Annotated in this window: 16 protein-coding genes; 5 read left to right on the top strand and 11 right to left on the bottom strand. The window is 76.1% G+C overall.

The genetic code is table 11. The features are described from left to right. Positions 1–19 precede the first annotated feature (19 nt). Positions 20–493, bottom strand: a complete 474-nt coding sequence (locus tag ABZW10_RS21720; protein ID WP_355368306.1) for a GreA/GreB family elongation factor — start codon at positions 491–493, stop codon at positions 20–22. 200 nt (positions 494–693) lie between these two features. Between ABZW10_RS21720 and ABZW10_RS21715 the strand changes: the two genes are divergently transcribed. Next, complete coding sequence (locus tag ABZW10_RS21715; protein WP_355368303.1) at positions 694–1377, top strand: RDD family protein; 684 nt, start codon at positions 694–696, stop codon at positions 1375–1377. Positions 1378–1651: 274 nt separating this feature from the next. After that, positions 1652–3748 (top strand): AAA family ATPase, encoded by a 2097-nt coding sequence (locus tag ABZW10_RS21710; RefSeq protein WP_355368349.1) that lies wholly within the window; start codon positions 1652–1654, stop codon positions 3746–3748. Between the two features lie 21 nt (positions 3749–3769). Here ABZW10_RS21710 and ABZW10_RS21705 read toward each other — a convergent pair whose 3' ends face one another. The 3 genes from ABZW10_RS21705 to ABZW10_RS21695 all read right to left on the bottom strand — a co-directional run bounded on the left by ABZW10_RS21705 (position 3770) and on the right by ABZW10_RS21695 (position 6862). Beyond that, complete coding sequence (locus ABZW10_RS21705) at positions 3770–5374, bottom strand: multicopper oxidase family protein (RefSeq protein ID WP_355368300.1); 1605 nt, start codon at positions 5372–5374, stop codon at positions 3770–3772. A gap of 113 nt (positions 5375–5487) precedes the next feature. After that, positions 5488–5892, bottom strand: coding sequence for a hypothetical protein (locus ABZW10_RS21700; RefSeq protein WP_355368297.1), 405 nt, complete (start codon positions 5890–5892; stop codon positions 5488–5490). A 238-nt stretch (positions 5893–6130) separates the two neighbouring features. Further along, the gene (locus tag ABZW10_RS21695) at positions 6131–6862 is read right to left on the bottom strand and encodes a sulfite exporter TauE/SafE family protein (RefSeq protein ID WP_355368294.1); all 732 of its coding nucleotides are present in this window, start codon (positions 6860–6862) and stop codon (positions 6131–6133) included. A 155-nt stretch (positions 6863–7017) separates the two neighbouring features. Here ABZW10_RS21695 and ABZW10_RS21690 point away from each other — a divergent pair, with 155 nt between their 5' ends. Continuing rightward, positions 7018–7290, top strand: a complete 273-nt coding sequence (locus ABZW10_RS21690) for a hypothetical protein (protein ID WP_355368291.1) — start codon at positions 7018–7020, stop codon at positions 7288–7290. Positions 7291–7331: 41 nt separating this feature from the next. On the opposite strand, the gene ABZW10_RS21685 is transcribed toward ABZW10_RS21690, so the two are convergent. The 4 genes from ABZW10_RS21685 to ABZW10_RS21670 all read right to left on the bottom strand — a co-directional run bounded on the left by ABZW10_RS21685 (position 7332) and on the right by ABZW10_RS21670 (position 11104). Continuing rightward, the gene (locus tag ABZW10_RS21685) at positions 7332–7997 is read right to left on the bottom strand and encodes a phosphoribosyltransferase family protein (RefSeq protein ID WP_355368288.1); all 666 of its coding nucleotides are present in this window, start codon (positions 7995–7997) and stop codon (positions 7332–7334) included. 38 nt (positions 7998–8035) lie between these two features. Further along, positions 8036–8815, bottom strand: coding sequence for a polysaccharide deacetylase family protein (locus ABZW10_RS21680; protein WP_355368285.1), 780 nt, complete (start codon positions 8813–8815; stop codon positions 8036–8038). A gap of 343 nt (positions 8816–9158) precedes the next feature. Then, positions 9159–9821: a response regulator transcription factor gene (locus ABZW10_RS21675; protein ID WP_355368282.1), complete on the bottom strand. Its 663-nt coding sequence runs from the start codon at positions 9819–9821 to the stop codon at positions 9159–9161. Next, a complete protein-coding gene (locus ABZW10_RS21670) occupies positions 9818–11104 on the bottom strand; it encodes a histidine kinase (RefSeq protein ID WP_355368279.1) in 1287 nt (428 codons plus the stop codon). The genes ABZW10_RS21675 and ABZW10_RS21670 overlap by 4 nt, the downstream gene beginning before the upstream one ends. A gap of 256 nt (positions 11105–11360) precedes the next feature. Between ABZW10_RS21670 and ABZW10_RS21665 the strand changes: the two genes are divergently transcribed. Further along, positions 11361–12851 carry a hypothetical protein gene (locus ABZW10_RS21665; protein ID WP_355368346.1) on the top strand — a complete coding sequence of 497 codons (1491 nt, stop codon included), beginning with the start codon at positions 11361–11363 and terminating at the stop codon, positions 12849–12851. A gap of 167 nt (positions 12852–13018) precedes the next feature. After that, complete coding sequence (locus ABZW10_RS21660) at positions 13019–13966, top strand: molybdopterin-dependent oxidoreductase (protein WP_355368276.1); 948 nt, start codon at positions 13019–13021, stop codon at positions 13964–13966. A gap of 39 nt (positions 13967–14005) precedes the next feature. Here the strand turns inward: ABZW10_RS21660 and ABZW10_RS21655 are convergent, their stop codons facing one another. The 3 genes from ABZW10_RS21655 to ABZW10_RS21645 all read right to left on the bottom strand — a co-directional run bounded on the left by ABZW10_RS21655 (position 14006) and on the right by ABZW10_RS21645 (position 17730). Then, positions 14006–14332, bottom strand: a complete 327-nt coding sequence (locus ABZW10_RS21655) for a DUF6191 domain-containing protein (protein WP_355368273.1) — start codon at positions 14330–14332, stop codon at positions 14006–14008. 44 nt (positions 14333–14376) lie between these two features. Beyond that, a complete protein-coding gene (locus tag ABZW10_RS21650) occupies positions 14377–16725 on the bottom strand; it encodes a tetratricopeptide repeat protein (RefSeq protein WP_355368270.1) in 2349 nt (782 codons plus the stop codon). Positions 16726–16860: 135 nt separating this feature from the next. Next, the gene (locus ABZW10_RS21645) at positions 16861–17730 is read right to left on the bottom strand and encodes a hypothetical protein (protein WP_355368267.1); all 870 of its coding nucleotides are present in this window, start codon (positions 17728–17730) and stop codon (positions 16861–16863) included. Positions 17731–17783: the final 53 nt, after the last annotated feature.

Below are 17783 nucleotides of genomic sequence, written 5' to 3'. Positions count from 1 at the left end.
GGCCCGCCCGGAAGAGCGGTTACGCCGCCGAGCCGTCGCCGATCGACAGGACCAGCGCCGTCGTCCGGCCGCCGGGGGCCTCGTACTCGACGGTCTCACCGGCGTGGCGACCGAGCAGCACGAGGCCGAGCGGGCTGTCGGCGGTGACCAGCTCCGGGTCCAGCTCCTCGGCGAGTTCGCCGATCCGGACGGTCATCTCGTCGGCGTCCGCGAAGCGCAGGGTCACGGTGCTGCCGACGCCGACGCACTCGGTGCTCGGCGCCCCGGCGGCGGCGGCCTCGCGCAGCCGGCCCTCGATCCCGGTGATCCGGTCGTCCAGCCGGTCGAGCTGGTCGGCCCGCTGCAACTCGTCGGCCTGGTCGGCCGGATCGCCGGGCTGGTCGTCGCCGCTCAGGGTGGCGGCGACGGCGGCGCGCTCGGTGCGCAGCTCGGCGAGCTCCCGCTCCAGCGCGGTCCGGCCGGCGTCGCTGATGGGTTCGGGTGCACCGGTCATGGCCGTCTCCCTGGTCGGGCCGCCGCGGCGGGCGGCGCGGGCTTATTCCGGCATTTTCGAACATAACGGACTCCCGGCCGCCCGGCTCGGCGACAACGGGGTGCCTGATCGGTAACGACTTGCCGGTCCGTCTTCACGCGGCCGACCGATGATCGATAGAACAGCCGTACCACCATCGCCGAGGCAGGGAACCAGCCACGATGAGCACCAACGGTCCCACGGGGAACGGCCAGAACCCGTACGAGGGGAACAACAACCCCTACGGCCAGCAGAACCAGAACCCCTACGGCGGGGAGCAGCAGCAGCCGTACAAGCAGGAGGCCCCGTACGGCCAGCCCTACGGAGAGCAGCAGCAGCCGTACGGGCAGCCCGGCTACGGCACTCCCCCGCAGCAGCCCTACGGCCAGCCGCAGGGCTCCTGGCCGCACGGACAGCCCCAGCCCGGCGCGTACGGCGGCTCCCCGGTGCCCGGCGGCAAGCCGCTCGCCCCGGTCGCCGAGCGCCTGGTCGCCCGGCTGATCGACGTCGCCATCCTGCTCGTGCCCACCGTGCTGGTCTTCGCGATCACCGGCGCCTCGATCCTGTACTACGTCGTGGCGTCGCTGCTCTCCTTCGGCTACGAGGCCGCGATGCTGCTCACCCAGGGTGGCCAGACGGTCGGCAAGAAGGTCATGAAGCTGCGGGTCGTCGACCTCGCGACCGGGGCCAAGCCCGCCGAGAACTCGCTGCTGATCCGCGCGGCCCTCTACACGCTGCCCAACGCCGTCTACTGCATAGGCTCGCTCTTCGCGCTGCTGAACGTGCTGTGGCCGCTGTGGGACAAGCCGTACCAGCAGGCGCTGCACGACAAGTCCGCCAAGACCGTGGTGATCAAGGAGGCCTGAGCACCGGGCTCCCGCACCCCCGTACCGACCGGGCACCGGGCCGCCACCGCGCGGCCGGGTGCCCGGTCGGCGGCGTTCCGGGCCGGGTGAACGAGGGCCCGGGGCCCGGGCGAAGACACGAATCGGGGCCCGAGGTCAACGTTTACATTCGCCGCGCGACCACGCATAGTGACAGGCCGACACTGAGAGGGGAGCGCTTCCTGTGCCGCAGGCCGAGGAGAACGTGGTACGCCAGGTGCGACTGGAGCGGGCGGAGGTGGACGCCGTCACGGCCCTGTTCGACGACCGGCTCGCCGACACCCGGGCGCGGCTCGCCGTGACGCTCGCGACCCGGGCGGACGGTGCCGGCGAGGCCTACGAGCGGCAGTCGGCGGCCGAGCGGCTCGCCCGCGAGGTACGGCGGCTGGAAGGTGCCGAGGGTGGCCTGGTCTTCGGGCGGATCGACCTGGCGGACGGGACGGCGCTGCGGATCGGCCGGCTCGGCCTGCAGCGCGGCGAGGACGAGCTGCCGGCCCTGGTCGACTGGCGGGCGGACGCGGCGCGGGCGTTCTACGAGGCGACGCCGGTGCACCCGATGGGCCTGCGGCGGCGCCGGCACCTGCGCCTGGCGCGGCGCGCCGTCGTCGGGGTCAGTGACGAGCTGCTCGACGGCTCCGAGCCCACCGCCGAGGACGTGGTCGGCGACGGCCCGCTCGCCGCGGCGCTCCAGGAGCGGCGCACCGGGCGGATGGGCAGCGCGGTGGCCACGCTGCAGGCGGAGCAGGACGCGATCGTCCGCTCGCCGCACCGGGGGGTCACCGTCGTCCAGGGCGGCCCCGGCACGGGCAAGACAGTGGTCGCGCTGCACCGCGCCGCGTACGTGCTCTACGCCTTCCCGAAGGCCGCCGAGCAGGGCGTCCTGGTGCTGGGGCCGAACGCCCGGTTCCTGGAGTACATCGCGCAGGTGCTGCCCTCGCTCGGCGAGAACGACGTGGTGCTGGCGACCTGCGCCGAGCTGGCCGGCGCCGAACCTGCCGGCGGCCCCGGCGGCGGTCCGGCCGACGGCCCCGGCGGCCCTGCGGCGGAGGCCGTCGAGCCGCCGCGGACGGCCCGGCTCAAGGGCGACGCCGCGCTCGCCGGGGCGCTGGCCGCCGTGGTGCGGGACCGGCAGGCGCCCGACGGGGGCCTGGCGGTGCGCGTCGGGCGCGACGACGTCCGGCTGGACGCGGCGGAGGTCGCCCGGGTCCGGGACGCCGCCCGCGCCGGCGGCCTCGCCCACCACCGGGCCCGCCGGCTGTTCAAGGAACTGCTGGTGGACGCCGTGACGGCCGCGCTGGCCCGCGGCGCCGCCGAGACGCTGGCGCGGATCGACGCCGAGGTCGCCGAGCTGACCGGCCTCGACCTCGACCGGGCCGCGGCGAGGGACCTGCGCCGGCTGGGCATCGACGACGGGCCGGCCGACGACGGCCCCGGCCTCGACGTCGACGCGATGCGGGCCGAACTGCTGGACGACGCCCACGTCGAGCGCGCCGTCGAGCGGCTGTGGCCGCGGCTGACCCCCGGCGCGGTGGTGGAGGCGCTGCTGGGCGACCCCGGGGCACTGGCCGCGCACCTGCCGGAGTTCACCGCCGAGGAGCGCGCGCTGCTGCTGCGCGAGCCGGGCGCGCCGTGGACCGACGCCGACCTGCCGCTGCTCGACGAGGCGGCGGGCCTGCTGGACGGCCCGCCGCGGCGGGTGTTCGGCCATGTCGTGGTGGACGAGGCGCAGGAGTTCACGGCGCTCCAGTGGCGGATGGTGCTGCGGCGCTGCCCGGGCCGGTCGATGACGCTGGTCGGCGACTTCGCCCAGGCCGGTCCGGCGACCAGCGCGCGCGGCTGGCACGAGGCTCTGGCCCCGCACCTCGGCGCCCGCTTCGACCTGCGCACGCTGACCGTCAGCTACCGCACCACCGAGGAGATCCTGGCCGCCACCCGCGAGCTGCTGGCCGAGATCGCCCCGGAGCAGCCGCCGGTCGGCTCGATCCGGCACGGCGAGCGGCCGCGCACCCTCGGCGCGGCGCCCGCCGCGCTCGGCGACGTCCTGCTCGCCGAGCTGCGCGCGCAGGCGGCCGCCCATCCCGGCGAGCTGATCGGCGTGCTCTGCCCGGACGCCTCGGCCGGCGCGCTGACCGCGCTCCTGACGACGGCCGGGGCCGTCGCGGAGCAGGTCCGGGCGGTGCCGGCCTCCGAGGCCCGGGGCCTGGAGTTCGACTCCGCCGTGGTGGTCGACCCCGACGGCATCCGCGCCGCCCGGCCGGGTGGTGAGCGCGACCTCTACGTCGCGCTCACCCGGGCCACCAAGCGGCTGTGCACGGTCGCGGTGCGGGCGGACCGGCCCGGGCGGCGGGCCTGAGCCCGCCGCCCGGGGGCGGGCTCAGGCCCGGTAGCCGACCAGGCCCATCATTCCCGCCTCGCCGTGGTAGGGGTTGTGGCAGTGCGTCATCCACCGGCCGGGGTTGTCGGCGTCGAAGTCGCAGGTCACCGTGCGGCCCGGCAATACGATCACGGTGTCCTTGCGCGGCCCCTGCTCACCGACCTGGAAGGTGTGCCCGTGCAGGTGCATGGGGTGCCACATCTCCGTCCGGTTGACGAACTCCAGGCGGACCCGCTCCCCCGCGCCGACCAGGAACGCGCGGGCGTTCGGGTCCGCCATGTCGAAGGGGCGCCCGTTGAGCGCCCAGTCGTACCTGGCCATGCCGCCGGTCAGCTCGATCCGGTGGGTGCGGTCGGGCGTGCGCACCGGCAGCCGGACCTCGTCGGCGGCCCGCAGCGCGTCGGCGGCCAGGATCCGGCCGTCGAGCTCGGCGGGGCGGAGCCCGGCCGCCGGGGCCTCGCCCGCACCGGTGCGGACCAGGGCACGGCCCGCCGCGTCCTTGCCCTCGGCGAGCGCGGTCAGCGGGAAGACGCCGTCGCGCAGGGTGACCAGGACGTCGTAGCGCTCGCCCATGCCGATGAGCAGGGCGTCCACCTCCTCGTGGCCCACCGGGTAGCCGTCGGTGTGGGTGACGGTCAGCCGGTGGCCGCCCAGGGCGAGGCGGTAGGCGGTGTCGCCGCCCGCGTTGACGATCCGCAGCCGGACCCGCCGGCCCGGCTGGGAGCGGTACACCTCGGGGTCGGCGGCGGTCCGGCCGTTGACCAGGTGGTGGGGGTACCGGACGTCACCGGCGTCGCCGCCGAGCAGGTCGCTGGTGGCACCCATGAGCATGAACGACGGCTGCTGCCCGGCGGGCGCGCCCGCGCTGCCCGTGCCGCCCGTGTCCTGGCCCGGCATCCCGCCCATGCCGCCCATGCCGTGGCCGGACATGCCGCTCATGTCATGGCCGGACATGCCGGAACCGCCGCCCATGCCCTTGCGGAGCTCGGCGAGCGCCTGGTCGGGGGTGCCGGTGACGCCGTCCAGCCAGTCGTCCAGGACGACCACCCACTCCTCGTCGTACCCCAGCGGTTCCCGCGGGTCCTCGACGATCAGCGGCGCGTACAGGCCCCGGTCGAGCTGGACGCCGACGTGCGGGTGGAACCAGTAGGTGCCCGGCCGGTCGGTGACGAAGCGGTAGGTGAAGCTGCCACCGGGTGCGACCGGCCGCATGGTGACCGGCGGCACGCCGTCCATGTCGTTGCGCAGCGCCAGGCCGTGCCAGTGCAGGGAGGTCGGCGCGGGCAGGTGGTTGTTCAGCGTGGCGACCAGGGTGTCGCCGGCCGTGGTGCGGACCGCGGTGCCCGGCAGGGCGCCGCCGAAGGTCCAGGTCCGGGCGGTGGTCCCGCCGCCCAGGTCGACGGTGTCGGCCGTGGCGGTGACGGTCACCGGGCGTTCCCGGCCGGTGGAGAGCCGCTTGGCCTCGGCCTCGGCGACGGGGCTGCCGGACGGATCGGTGAGCGGCGGCGTGCCGGCCGCGTCCGAACAGGCGGCGAGCAGGCCGGCGCCGGTGGCGCCCAGGCCCGCGAGCAGCAGGGAACGGCGGTTGACGGTGAATTCGGGCATCGGGGTCTCTCGGGTGAGTGCGCGTACGGCACCGGCCTCCACGGCCGTGCCGGTGGACGGGGCTGCCCGGCGGCGGGGGGCGGGAGGTTCCGCTCCCGGCCGCCGTGGGGTGCCTATCTGCGCGAGATCGAGAGGACGTCGAGGTCGGGCCACGGGACGCCGGGCGCGACCGCCGGTCGCCGCGGCGCGGGATCGGCGACGGCCGCGTCGGCGAGCCCGGCCGGCGGCGGGGCGTCGAGCGGGATGCCGCGGGCGGGCACCGTCGAGGAGCAGACCCGGTGTTCGGCGCAGGCCGTCGTCGACCGGTCGGCGACGGTCGCCGACCGGTGCTCGGCCGCGCCGATGTGCCGGTGGGCGTCGGAGGCCATCACCATCGCGGCGTGCGGGGCCGGGCCGATACCGGCCGGGAGGGTGTGGTGGCCGATCAGTCCGAGGGCGGTCAGCAGGAGGAGCACCAGAGCCGCCCCCGCCCCGCGGCGACGCGGGTCGCGGGAGGGCGGGGCGGCGTCCGGACACATGGCGGCCACTGTACCCCGCCCCGGTATGTGGACGGGGTAAGCGGGCGACCTTCAGCCCCCGGACGCCCCGGGCCCGTTCACGTCCTGCGCCGACCGGACCACGGCCGGGGCCGGACCGCCGCGCACAGCGGCCGGGCAGGAGCGGCCCGGCGGGTCGGCGGCTTCGATGCGGAGCCGCACGGGGACGGCACGACCGCCGGGGTGGCCCGGCGCCGTCGTCCCCGCGCCGGGCGGTGCGTCAGAGCCCCCAGAGGCCCTTGCCGAGGGTGGTGAGGCCGCCGGCCAGCGCCAGGCCCAGCACCACCAGCCGGGCGCCGCGCTCCGGCACCCGGTCCGCCAGCACCCGGCCGACGCCCGCGCCGAGCACGATCCCGCCCGCGGTGGTCGACCAGGCGGGCGCCGCCAGGTGCGGAGCCCCCTTGGCCGCCAGCGAGAACACATTGACGGCCACTCCGTAGAACTGCGCGTTGGGCAGGAACTCCCGGGCGCTCCAGCCGGTGTTCACGGCGTACAGGGACACCGCCGGACCGCCGACCCCGGCGGCGGAGTTCATGAGCCCGCTGGCCGCGCCCGCCGCCAGCGCGCCCCGCAGACCGCGCAGCGCGGAGGCCCGGACACCCCGGATCACCAGCAGCGCCGCCGCGCTGACCAGCAGTCCGATGCCGATCAGCAGCGCCGGGGTCGGCACCCGCGCGGCCACCCACGCGCCCAGCGGGACGGTGCACGCGGCGGCGCCGACCAGCGGCAGCATCCGCGCGAGCCGCACCTGCCGCCAGGTCTCCGCCAGTCCGACGGCGCTGATCACGCCGGCCGCGCAGTTGGAGAGCGTCACGCCCTCCCCCGGCCCCAGCAGCAGGACCAGCGCCGGTCCCGCGACGAGCGCGAACCCGACACCCGCCAGCCGCTGCACCGACGAGCCCACCAGCACCACCAGGCCCAACAGCAACGCCGTACCCCAGCCCGCCGCCACCGCGCCCCCTGACTCCCACCCGGCCCCTGACTCCCGCCCGGCCCCGACCGTACGCGCCCGACCCCGCCCGCTCGACCGAATTTCACCCACCGGACCCCCACGAACTACTACACGCCTGTAGAGTTGGCGCGACGGCCCGCACAGGAGGGGAAGACATGGCAGACGGTCCCCGGCAGCAGACCGCGGCGCCCCACCCGGGCGGCGCACCCGGCTGGCAGCCGCCGGAGCACGAGGTCGAGCCGGCCTACCAGCCGGTCCAGGTCAACCGGGCGGACGGCAGCTGGTCGGTGGGCCGGATCAACGCCTGGTGGCGTCCGGCCGGCGCCCCGGCCTGGTGCCGCGTGCGCACGATGGGACGCGGCGAGGCCCCGGCCTGGATGCCGTTCGACCCCGAGCGGCTGCTGCTGCTCCCGGCCACCGGCACCTGAGGCACGCGCACCCGACCGCGCGGACACCCGACCGGGGCGGCTCAGCCCGGGCGGCGGGCGGTCGGCTGCTGCCGCAGCAGAACCGCCACCTCACGGTCGGTGACGTCCCGGAAGTCGTCGTACCAGGGGCCCACCGCGTGCAGATAGGTGGCCTCGCGCAGGCAGAGCAGGACGTCGACGATCCGCTGCAGCCCGGCCGCCGACCGCGCGTCGCACACCGGGGCGGCCAGTACCAGCCAACCCGGCCCGCGGGCGCGCAGCGCGGACACCGCGGCCGGGATCAGCGGCCCGCACACCACGCCGTCGCACACCAGCACCACCGTCCGGCCGTCCACCGGAAGCGCCGGCCGGCGGTCCCGGTACAGCTTCTCCAGCCGGTGCAGCTCCACCCGCTGGTGGCTCACCTCGGACTCCAGGTCCGCCACCCCGAGCCCCAGGCCGCGCATCACCCGCCGGTTCAGCACCGGCGGCTCCTCGTCGGCGAGCGCGCCGAGCGGTGTGCCGTTGCCGGGCGCGTTGAGGGGACGGGCCACCATCACGTCCAGCGGCGCCGCCAGCTCGCGCGCCACCTCCGCCGCGACCGCGACCCCGCCCGGGGCCAGCCCGACGACCACCGGCTCCGCCCCGCCACGGGCGCGCAGGTGCTCACCGATCCGCAGGGCCAGCCTGCGACCGGCGTCGCGACGGTTGGTGAACAGCGAGGTCACACCCAGCCGCCTACCCCGGCCCGTCGCCGCTACACCCCTCAGCCTGGCAGGCCGGTGGCGGGGTCCAGGAAGGCGTCCAGGGTGGTGACGCGGTAGCCGCGGGCCTCGGCGGCGTCCAGGATCAGCGGGAGGGCGGCGGGGTCGAGGCCGGGGCCGTTGGAGGGACTGCTGCCGAGGTGGAGCTGCAGGATCGCGCCGGGGACGAGGGCGGCGACGGCGCGCTCGACCGCCTTCGGCACGGTCATGCCGCCGACGGTGCCGAGGTAGCCGTTGGTGTCCTGGGTGAACTCGATGTCGGCGCGGCCGAGGGCGTTGACGACCTCGATCGCCTCGGGCGTGGTCTCGCCGTAGGGGAAGCGGTAGAACGGCAGCGGCCCGGTGCCGGCCGCCGCCCGGATCGCCCGGTCGGTCCGCCGGACCTGCTCGCGCAGGCCGTCCGCCGTGAGCCCGGCGAGCGGCGGGTGGTCGTAGGAGTGGTTGGCCAGGCCGTGGCCGGCGTCGGCGAGCGTGCGGGCGGCGGCCGGGTACTGCTCGGCGAAGCGGCCGGTGAGGAAGAAGGCGGCGCCGACGCCGCGCCGTTCGAGTGCGGTCAGCACCTCGGGCAGGCCGTCGTCGTTCCAGGCCGCGTTGAAGGTCACCGCCAGCACGTGCTCCTCGGTGGGCAGGCGTCGGACCTCGTGGCCCAGCAGCGAGCGCCGCGCCGCGGCGGCGGCCGGTGCGCCCGGGCCGAGGCCGCCGCCGAGGACGGCGAGCGTGCCGGCGGCGGTGGCGGCCGTGAGGAACCGTCGGCGGTCGGGCCTCGCCCGGTGATCGGTCACGGCCGCAGTATCGACGCTCCCGGGCCGCTCGTCGGCGGCGGCGCGCCGGGACGGATCGCGGCACTCGCCGACGGTCCGGTGTCACAGATCGCGGCCCGCGACCGTCCTCTGTACGGCTCTCGAACACCCCGAGCATCCGAGCACCAGGAGGAACCCGTGCCCGAGTCCCCCGCCACCGCCCTGGCCCATGTGGCGACGCTGCGGCGGCTGCACGACGCCGTCAACTCCGGCGACCCCGATTCGCCGACGGCCGGATCGCCGAGGCCTGGGGCGTCGTCGACCTTCTCGCCCAGCTCCGCCGGCTCGGCGTCCTTCCGTCCTGGCCGAAGGACGCCGGCAGGCGTCAGGACGGGCGGACGAGGCGGCTCTCGTAGGCGAAGATCACCACCTGGATCCGGTCGCGGAGTTCGAGCTTCTGCAGCACCCGCCCCAGGTGGGACTTCACGGTCGCCTCGGCGAGGTGCAGGGTGGCCGCGATCTCGGCGTTGGACAGACCGCGGCCCACCTGGACCAGCACCTCCCGCTCGCGGGGGCTGAGCCGTCGCAGCCGCTCGTCGTGCGCGGCGTTGCCGCGGCCGGGCAGGTGCGGACGGACGTTCTCCAGCAGCAGGCGGGTGATCCGCGGGGAGACCACCGCGTCGCCCGCGGCCACGCTGCGGATCGCGGTGAGCAGTTCCTCGGGCCTGGTGTTCTTCAGCAGGAAGCCCGAGGCCCCGGCGTTGAGTCCGGCGAAGGCGTACTCGTCGAGGTCGAAGGTGGTGAGGATCAGCACCTTGCTCTGCGGGGAGGCCCGGATCACCCGGTGGGTCGCCTCGATCCCGTCCGTCCCGGGCATCCGGACGTCCATGAGGACGACGTCGGGCCGCAGTTCCCGGGCGAGCCGGACCGCCTCGGCGCCGTCCGTGGCCTCCCCGACCGGTGCCATGTCGGGCTGGGCCTCCAGGACCGTGCCGAAGGCCATCCGGAGCAGTGCCTCGTCGTCGGCGATCAGGATGCGGATCGTCATCGGGACGCCTCCCCGCCGCTGCCGAGGTCGAGGCGGGTGCGGACGCCCCAGCCGCCGCCCGGCAGCGGTCCGGCCCGCAGGGTCCCCCCGTAGGAGGCCGCGCGCTCGCGCATGCCGGGGATGCCGTGGCCGGACGGTGTGGCGCCGGGCAGCGTCGGGTCGGGGCCGCTGTCGGTGACGTCCACGGTGACGGCCTCGGCCGAGCACCGGACGCGGACCTCCGCGCGGGTGCCGGGGGGTGTGTGCTTGAGGGCGTTGGTCAAGGCTTCCTGCACCAGGCGGTAGACGGTCAGTTGGGCGGTGGCGGGAACGCCGGTGTGGGTGCCGTGCACCTCCAGGCCGGTCGGCAGCCCGGCGGCGCTCATCTGGTCGGCGAGGGCCCGCAGTTGCGCGATGCCGGGCAGCGGGTGGCGCTGCGCGTCCGCCTCGTCGGTCCGCAGCACGCCCAGCGAGCGCCGCATGTCGGTCAGGGCCTGCCGGCCCGTCTCGGAGATCTGGAGCATGGCGGCGGTCGCCTTGTCGGGCGACCGGTGCTGAGCGTAGACGGCGGCGTCGGTGAGCGCGACCATGACGGACAGGTTGTGGGTGACGATGTCGTGCATCTCGCGGGTGATGCGTGCCCGTTCCTCGGCGACGGCCAGCCGCGCCTGCTGTTCCTGCTGCTGCTCCAGCCGTGCGGCCCGTTCCTCCACGGCCGCGAGGTAGGCCCGCGTGGTCCTCACGTTCACCCCGAGCACGGCGGCGGCCACGGCCGTCGCGGTCACCGCGACGAAGGGGGTCAGGAAGGCGTCCTCCCCCGCCCAGCGCAGGCAGGCCAGGAGGACCCCCGCCTCCACGACGGCCCAGGCGAGAAGCGTGCCGCACCGCCCCGAGCGCGCGGCCACCGTGTAGAGCGCCACCAGCAGGGCGATGTCGGCCGGCAGTTGCACGTCCACCAGCCACTGGACCAGGGCCACGGCCGCCACCACGCCGAACACGCTGCGCGGCGCCCGGCGCCGCCACAGCAGCGGCAGGGTGAGGGCGGCGGTGAGGGCGAGCGCCACCGGCAGCCCCCGCGGGGTGTGCGTGGTCAGGACGTTGACGAGGAGCAGGGCCGACAGCAGCGAGTCCCCCACCGCGGGCGGCAGCCGGGAGCCCCAGCGCCGCGCCGCGCTCACCGGCCGCGCCGCTCGCGCGGAGGTCAGGTCGGCGTACCCCGCGAGCCACGCGGCCCACGCCCGCGGCGCCCTGCCCCGGTGGCGCACCGGGCGGGAACCGCCGGTTTCCACGGCCGGCTCGGTCATCCCACGTCCCTGTCGGTTCGGCGTCACGGCGGCCCCGGTCGGAGCCGCACCGGGTGTCACGGTAGGGCGCGGCCCGGCGGGACGCATGCGTCCACCGTCTGATCGCGCCGTGCCGGGCTACGACCGCAGGAGGAGCCCCGCCACCTCCCCCGGTCGCAACGCGGCCGCCGACCGGGCCGGTCCTCCTGCGATCCCGGTCGCAGGAGGACGGTCCGGGATGCCGACCGCGGTGGCACCGGTCGGCGACCGGGGATCGATGTGGCGAGGCGTGGCCCGCGCCGACGATGACCGGGTGACCGACATACTCACGGGACCGCAGATGTCCCTCCTGGAGATCCTCGCCCTGCTCGGCGCCGTCGCGCTGGTGGTGGCGCGTTGGCTTCCCCCCGCCGCCCGCCCGCCCGTCACGATCGCGGCGGGTGCGGCCTTCCTGCTGTCCGCGCTGGTGCTGAGCGTGCTGGGGCTCCGCTGGCAGCTGCTCCCGGTGGTGGCGGGCGCCGTCCTGGCGTTGCCGTTCGCCGTCTCCCCGCTGGTCCGACGGCGTACCGGCCGGCCGGCGAGGCGGGCCCGGTGGTGGCTGGCGCTGCCGGGATCGCTGGTCTGCTTCGCCCTGACCGCGACCGGCCCGGCGGCCGCCCTGGCCTTCCCGGTGCCCGTGTTCCCCGAGCCGACGGGCCGGTTCGCGGTCGGGACCCGGGTGCTGCAGTGGACCGACCCGGACCGCCCCGAGACCGCCACTCCCGAACCCGACGACCGGCGCACGGTCGTGGTCCAGCTCTGGTACCCCGCGCAGGAGAGCCCCTCGGGTACCCAGCGGGCCCAGTACCTCGGCCGCACGGAGCAGGAGGCGCGCACCGTCGCCGACGCCCTCGCCAGCTACGTCGGCCTCCCCGGCTTCCTGATGGACGGTGTCCCGCGGGCCCGTACCCGTGCGGTTCCCGACGCCCCGGTGGCGCGTGACGGCGCCCGGTTCCCGGTCGTGCTGTTCTCGCCCGGGCTGGGCGGCGTGCGCACCCAGAACACCGCCTGGGCGGAGGAGCTGGCGAGCAACGGCTACCTGGTCGCCGCCCTCGACCACCCGTACGACTCCGCCGCCGTCGTCCTCGCCGACGGCCGGACGATCCGCACCGAAGTCTCCGCCACCGGCGACGACGCCGAGGACAACAGGCGGGCCGCCGCGACCGCCGGAATCCGGGCCGCCGACCTCGGCTTCGCCCTCACCCAGCTGGGCCGGCTGGACCGGGGCGAGACCGGCGACCCGCTGACCGGCCGTCTGGACACCGCCCGGGCCGCGGTGACCGGCCACTCCCTCGGCGGCGGCGCCGCCCTGCAGGCAGCCCGTCAGGACGCCCGGTTCGCCGCCGTCATCGACCTGGACGGCTACCCCCGCGACCCCGACCCGCGCCCGTTCCGCCAGCCGGTGCTCGCACTCACCCAGGAGATCGGCCCGGCGACCGACCCGCGCTACCTGCCCCGCCTCACCGAGGTCCTCAAGCTCAGCACTGCGACGAGCTACCGGCTCAGCATTCCCGGCGCCGCGCACCTCACCTTCATGGACGCCCCGCTGTACCTGCCGCCCGTGCCCGCACTGGTCGGCTCGCTGGGCCGCACCGAGAGCCCGCGCGTCGTCGCGGAGACCACACTCGCCTTCCTGGACGCCACCCTGCGGCAGCGGCCCGGTGACCTGGCCGGCGCGCTGTCGGAACACGGCGAGCTCACCACCTACCGCCCGGGCAGCAGCCCCTGAGGCACCGCGGCCGGGGTCGGCGGACCCGACTCCGGGCCGCAACGGGCGGGTGGACACGGATCGTTCGGACCGCAATCCTTCCTAGGGTCCAGCCGGAGTCCACCCCGGTCCGCCCCGCCACGGCCTCCCGGTCCCGGCGGGGCGGACCGACGACGTACGGAGCCCGTGTGCAGGCCACGCCCGCCGATCCGAGCACTCCCGACGCCTTCCTCACCCCCGTCGAGCACCTCTTCGCCCGGAACCACCTCGGGCCGCCGCCCGAACTCGAAGCCTCCGCCTGGACGCTGACCGTCGAGGGTCTGGTGGAGCGGCCGCTCTGGCTGGACCTCGCGGCACTGCGCGGGCTGGCCCGCACCCGCCTCACCGCCTTCCACGAGTGCTTCGGCAACCCGTCGCGTCCCGACGTCCCGACCCGCGCCGTCGCCAACCTGGAGTGGTCCGGTGTGGCGCTCGCCGACGTCCTGGCCCTCGCGGCCCCGCGTCCGCAGGCCCGGCACGTCTGGTTCGAGGGCGCCGACCGCGGCTCGTTCGCCGGCGAGGGCGGGCTCGGGTACCTGAAGGACCTGCCGCTGGAGCAGGCCCGGGACGAGGTGCTGCTGGCCGACACCGTCAACGGCGAACCGCTGCCGCGACGGCACGGTTTCCCGCTGCGCGCGGTGGCGCCCCGGCTGTTCGCCACCAACTCGGTCAAGTGGCTGACCCGCGTGGTGCTTTCCGAGCAGCGGCCCGAGCACCTGTTCACCACCCGCCTCTACACCCGCGTCCCGCCCGGCGGCGGCGCACCGCGCCCGGTGCGGGAGGTGGACGTCAACAGCAAGCTCCTCGACCCGCGCGACGGACAGCGGGTGGCGGCCGGGACGCACGAGCTGACCGGCCGGGCGTGGAGCTACGAGCCGGTCGTCTCGGTGGAGGTCGCCGTCGACGACGACGGCTGGCGCCCGGCCCTCCTGCAACCGCGCGGCCCGGAGCCCGTCTGGCAGCGGTTCGCCCTCCCCTGCCGGCTGTCCCCCGGCCCGCACCGCATCCGCTGCCGCGCCACCGACGCCCGGGGCCGCGTCCAGCCGCCGTCGGGCGCGCGCAACGCCGTCCACACGGTGGAGGTGGCGGCCGTCTGACCACGGCCCCGGGGGGGCTCGCCACGCAGCCGCCCTCCCCTACCGCTGCTGCTCGATGAAGGCAGTGCCGAGGTCCAGGTCGAGACGGGTGCGGGGCGGAGCACCGGCGTGGTCGTCGTCCCGCAGGACCAGCTGGGTCCGCCGCTGCTCGATCTGCACGCGCTTGTTCGCGTTGAAGAACGCGTGCAACTCCTCGGTCGCGGTGGCGCCGAGGCCGAGCCCGCCGCCCCCGCGCGCCCGGGCCGCCAGCCGCCGGGACAGCCACCCGGGGCGGCCCGACCGCACGACGACCTGCCGGGCCGCCGCCAGGGTGAAGGGCACGATCACCAGAACGGCCATGAGGAGCAGACCCGACATCATCACCATGCCGGCCCAACGCGTGGTGCCGGCGCCGCCGTTCCCGGCCGGGATCAGGAAGGTTCGGCCGGCTCGGGCTCGGCCGCCGCCGGGGGGTCCTGGGCGTCGGCGAGGTCCTGGCGGGCGGCGAGGGTGTCGGGGTGGTTCTCGCCCAACCGCTCGCGCTGAATCGCGAGGATCGCCTCGTACTCGGCGACTGCCGCTTCCCTCTCCCCCAGACCGAGGAGCGTCAGGGCGAGGGTGTGGCGAGCAGTGAGGCACACCGGATGGGCTTCCCCCCACTGCTCACGTTCGAGAGCGACCACCGTCTCCAGCTGGGCCCGGGCCACCTCAAGCTCTCCCATCGTGAGGAACACCACGGCGAGGTTGTGGCGGGTGACAAGGGTCTCTGCGTGGGTCTCGCCCATCTGCGCCCGTTGGAGAGCGAGAACCGTCGCAAACTCTTCCCTGGCTTCTTCCATTTCCCCCAGGTCGTAGAGGAGTTGAGCGATGGCTACGCGGGTGCTGAACGCCGTGGGAGAATCGTCGTCGAGGTGGCTCCGCCGGATGTCGAGAACGGCCTCGAACTCGGCCCGGGCCCCCTCCAACTCCCCCTGGTCATGGAGGATCAAAGCGACTTCGCGCCGGGTGTCGAGCGTAGCGGTGGCGTCGTCGCCAAGTTCGTCCCGCAGCAGGGTAAGGAGGGCCTCGAACTCCGCCCGGGAGGCGTCCGCCTCCCCCATGACCAGCAGCACCCGAGCCAGAGAACGACGCGTGTTCAGGGTGAGTAGCTGGGCCCCATCGCCCAGCCCACGCTGAACGGCAAGCACCCACTCGAGCTCCGCCCGGGCCGCGTCGAACTCACCCAGGTCACTCAGGACTCGGGCAAGACGGCTACGGGTGACAAGCGCCCCGGAGTGAGTATCGCCCACCCGTTCGCATTCGAGAGCAAGGATCGCCTCGAACTCGGCCCGGGCCTGGGTGAGGAGGCCGCCGACCCGGAGGTAGCGGGCGGCCAGGTTCACGGCCTCGGTGAGGTCCAGGAGGTACTCGTCGGTGAGGGTTTCGGTGTCGACCCGGTGGAAGCCGTCCAGGATGTGCGGGGCGAGGAGTCGCCAGAGCTTCCAGAACTCGGCCCGCTCCGGAATCCCCGTCTCCTCCGCGAGCGCCGCCGCCACCAGGAGGCCCAGGGCGGTCGCCCCGGCCTCGGCCGTGCGTGAGGCGTCCCGTACGAGGGGGTGCATGCGCAGCACCGGGGGTGAGTCGGGGGCGGGGTCGGGGAGGTCGATCAGGCCGAAGGCGGCGAGTGCGGTGAGGTGCTGCCAGAGGGCGGGGCCGTCGAGGGCGGCGAGCGGGCCGGTGGCGGCGAGGCGTTCGGGGGTGAGGAGGAGGGCGTACGGCAGGTCCGCGTCGGCGAAGGAGGCGATCAGCTCCAGCAGGCGCCGGGCGTGGCTGTGGCCGCGCTGTTCGAGCAGGTCGAGGGACATCGCCCAGGTCCGGGAGAGGGCGTGCTCGGGGTCCAGGCCCTGCGGGCCGGCCTCCCAGGCCCGCTGGTAGTCGGCGTAGCCGGTCGGGGTGCCGGGTGCCCGGAACGGGGCCGGTGTCCGGGCGGCCTCGGTGAGGTAGGTGCCGGCCAGGCGCAGGGCGAGCGGGAGGCCGCCGAGGCGGGCGGCGAGGGCGAGGGCCTCGGCCTCGGTGCCGGCGCCGTGCGGGGCGTGGTCGCGCAGGATCCGGGCGGCGTCCTCGGCCCGCTCGCCGGTCAGGGGGCGCAGGGGGTGCAGACGGGCGGCAGGCCCCCAGGTGGCGGCGGTGCCCTCGCGGGTGGTGACCAGGACGGTGCCGGTTCCGGCGGCGGGGCGGATCCAGCCGGTGCCGGCGCTCAGCGCGCCCGGTCCGTCGAGCAGGGCCGGGTCGTCGGCGTTGTCGACGACCAGCAGCCACGGGCCGTCCAGCCGCGCCAGGCGGGACCACAGGACGTCGGCGGTGTCCCCGCGTTCGAGCTCCTCCGGGGCGGCGCCCGCCTGGCGGGCGACGGCGCGCAGCGCGGCCTCCAGGGCGGGGCCGTTGCGGGCCTCGACCCACCACACCCGGCACCCGGTGGCGGTCCGCCGGGCGGCGAGTTCCAGCGCGAGGGAGGTCTTGCCGCAGCCGCCCAACCCGCAGAGCACCTGCAGCCGCTCCCCGGCCGGTGCGGCTTCCAGCCGGGCCAGCACGTCGGCGCGTCCCCTGAGCGGGCGGCGCGCGTCCCGCAGGCCCAGTGGTGGTGTCACGGTCACCGGCACGGCCGGTACGACGGAGTCCGTCGCCCTCATGACGATGTCGGCCCGTCCGGCCTGGACGACGGTGCCGTGCACCGTACTGTCCGTCAGCCGGTTGTGCACGCGGGTACCGGCCCCGTCCGCGTCCCCGTACTCCCCGCCCACCCGCTGCCCCTCACCCTGTGCTTCCGTGGGCCCCATCCTCGCGTACGGCGGCGCGTCCGCTCCGGGCGGGTGCGGCACCGGCCGGCACACCCGGGGTGTGCCGGCCGGTGGGGTCGAGGGCTCCGGGCGCGGGCGTCAGTCCCGGCGGCGGGCGGCGAGCAGGAGCGGGGTGCCCGCCGCGATCAGGAGGGCGGCGCCGACGGCCGCGAGGAGGGTGCGGGTGCCGGCTCCGGTGTCGGGAAGGGCGTGCTCCGCCGACGGCTCGCCGGTCGCCGGCGGCACGGCGGCGGGGGTGCGGGAGGGCGTGTGGGTCAGGTGGTGGGAGGGTGTCGCCGTCCGGGAGGGCGACGGGGAGGGCGAGCCGGGCGGCCGGCCGACGAGCGCGGCGGTGACCGCCGCCGACGCGGGGGCGGAGGTCACCCTGCTGCCGTCGGGCGCCTTGGCGGCGGCCACCGAGGTGTTGTCGACCCGGCCCTGCTTCAGGTCGGGGCCGGTGACCACGTACGTCGCGGTGCAGGTCATCGACGCTTCCCGGACCAGGGCGGTCGACGGGCAGGAGATCACCGGCGCGGCGCCCTCGCCGGTGAAGGCGGTGTCCTTGACGGAGACGCCGGTGAGGGGGGCGTTCCCGGTGTTGGTGACCCGCAGGGTGAAGGTCACGGTCTGCCCGGCGCCGGTCACGGTGGCCGGTGTCGCCGTCTTGGTGAGCGTCAGGTCCGGCCTCCGCGCGGACGCGGACCCGGTGGCGGACGTGGTGGCGGACGCGGACGCGCCGGCGGACGGTGCGGTGGTCGCCCGACCGGTCGCCGGGGCCGACGCGGCCGACGGGGCGGCCGACGGGGCGGTCGACGGGGCGGTCGACGGGCTGTCCGACGGGGCCGCGGACGTGCCCGCCGCCGTGCCGGACGGGACGCCGACGGCGAGCACCGCCGCGACCACCGCCACCGCCCCGGTGGCCGGCCGTCGCAGGGGGCGGCGGAGCCGGGGCTCCGGTCGGACCGTCACTGTTGTGCACGTCTTGCCGGATCTCATACGGGTGGTTCCTCTCGTTCGGAGCG

Source organism: Kitasatospora sp. NPDC004723, from assembly GCF_040609255.1.
Classification (GTDB): Bacteria; Actinomycetota; Actinomycetes; order Streptomycetales; family Streptomycetaceae; genus Kitasatospora.
This window is presented reverse-complemented; position numbering and strand designations above follow the sequence as displayed.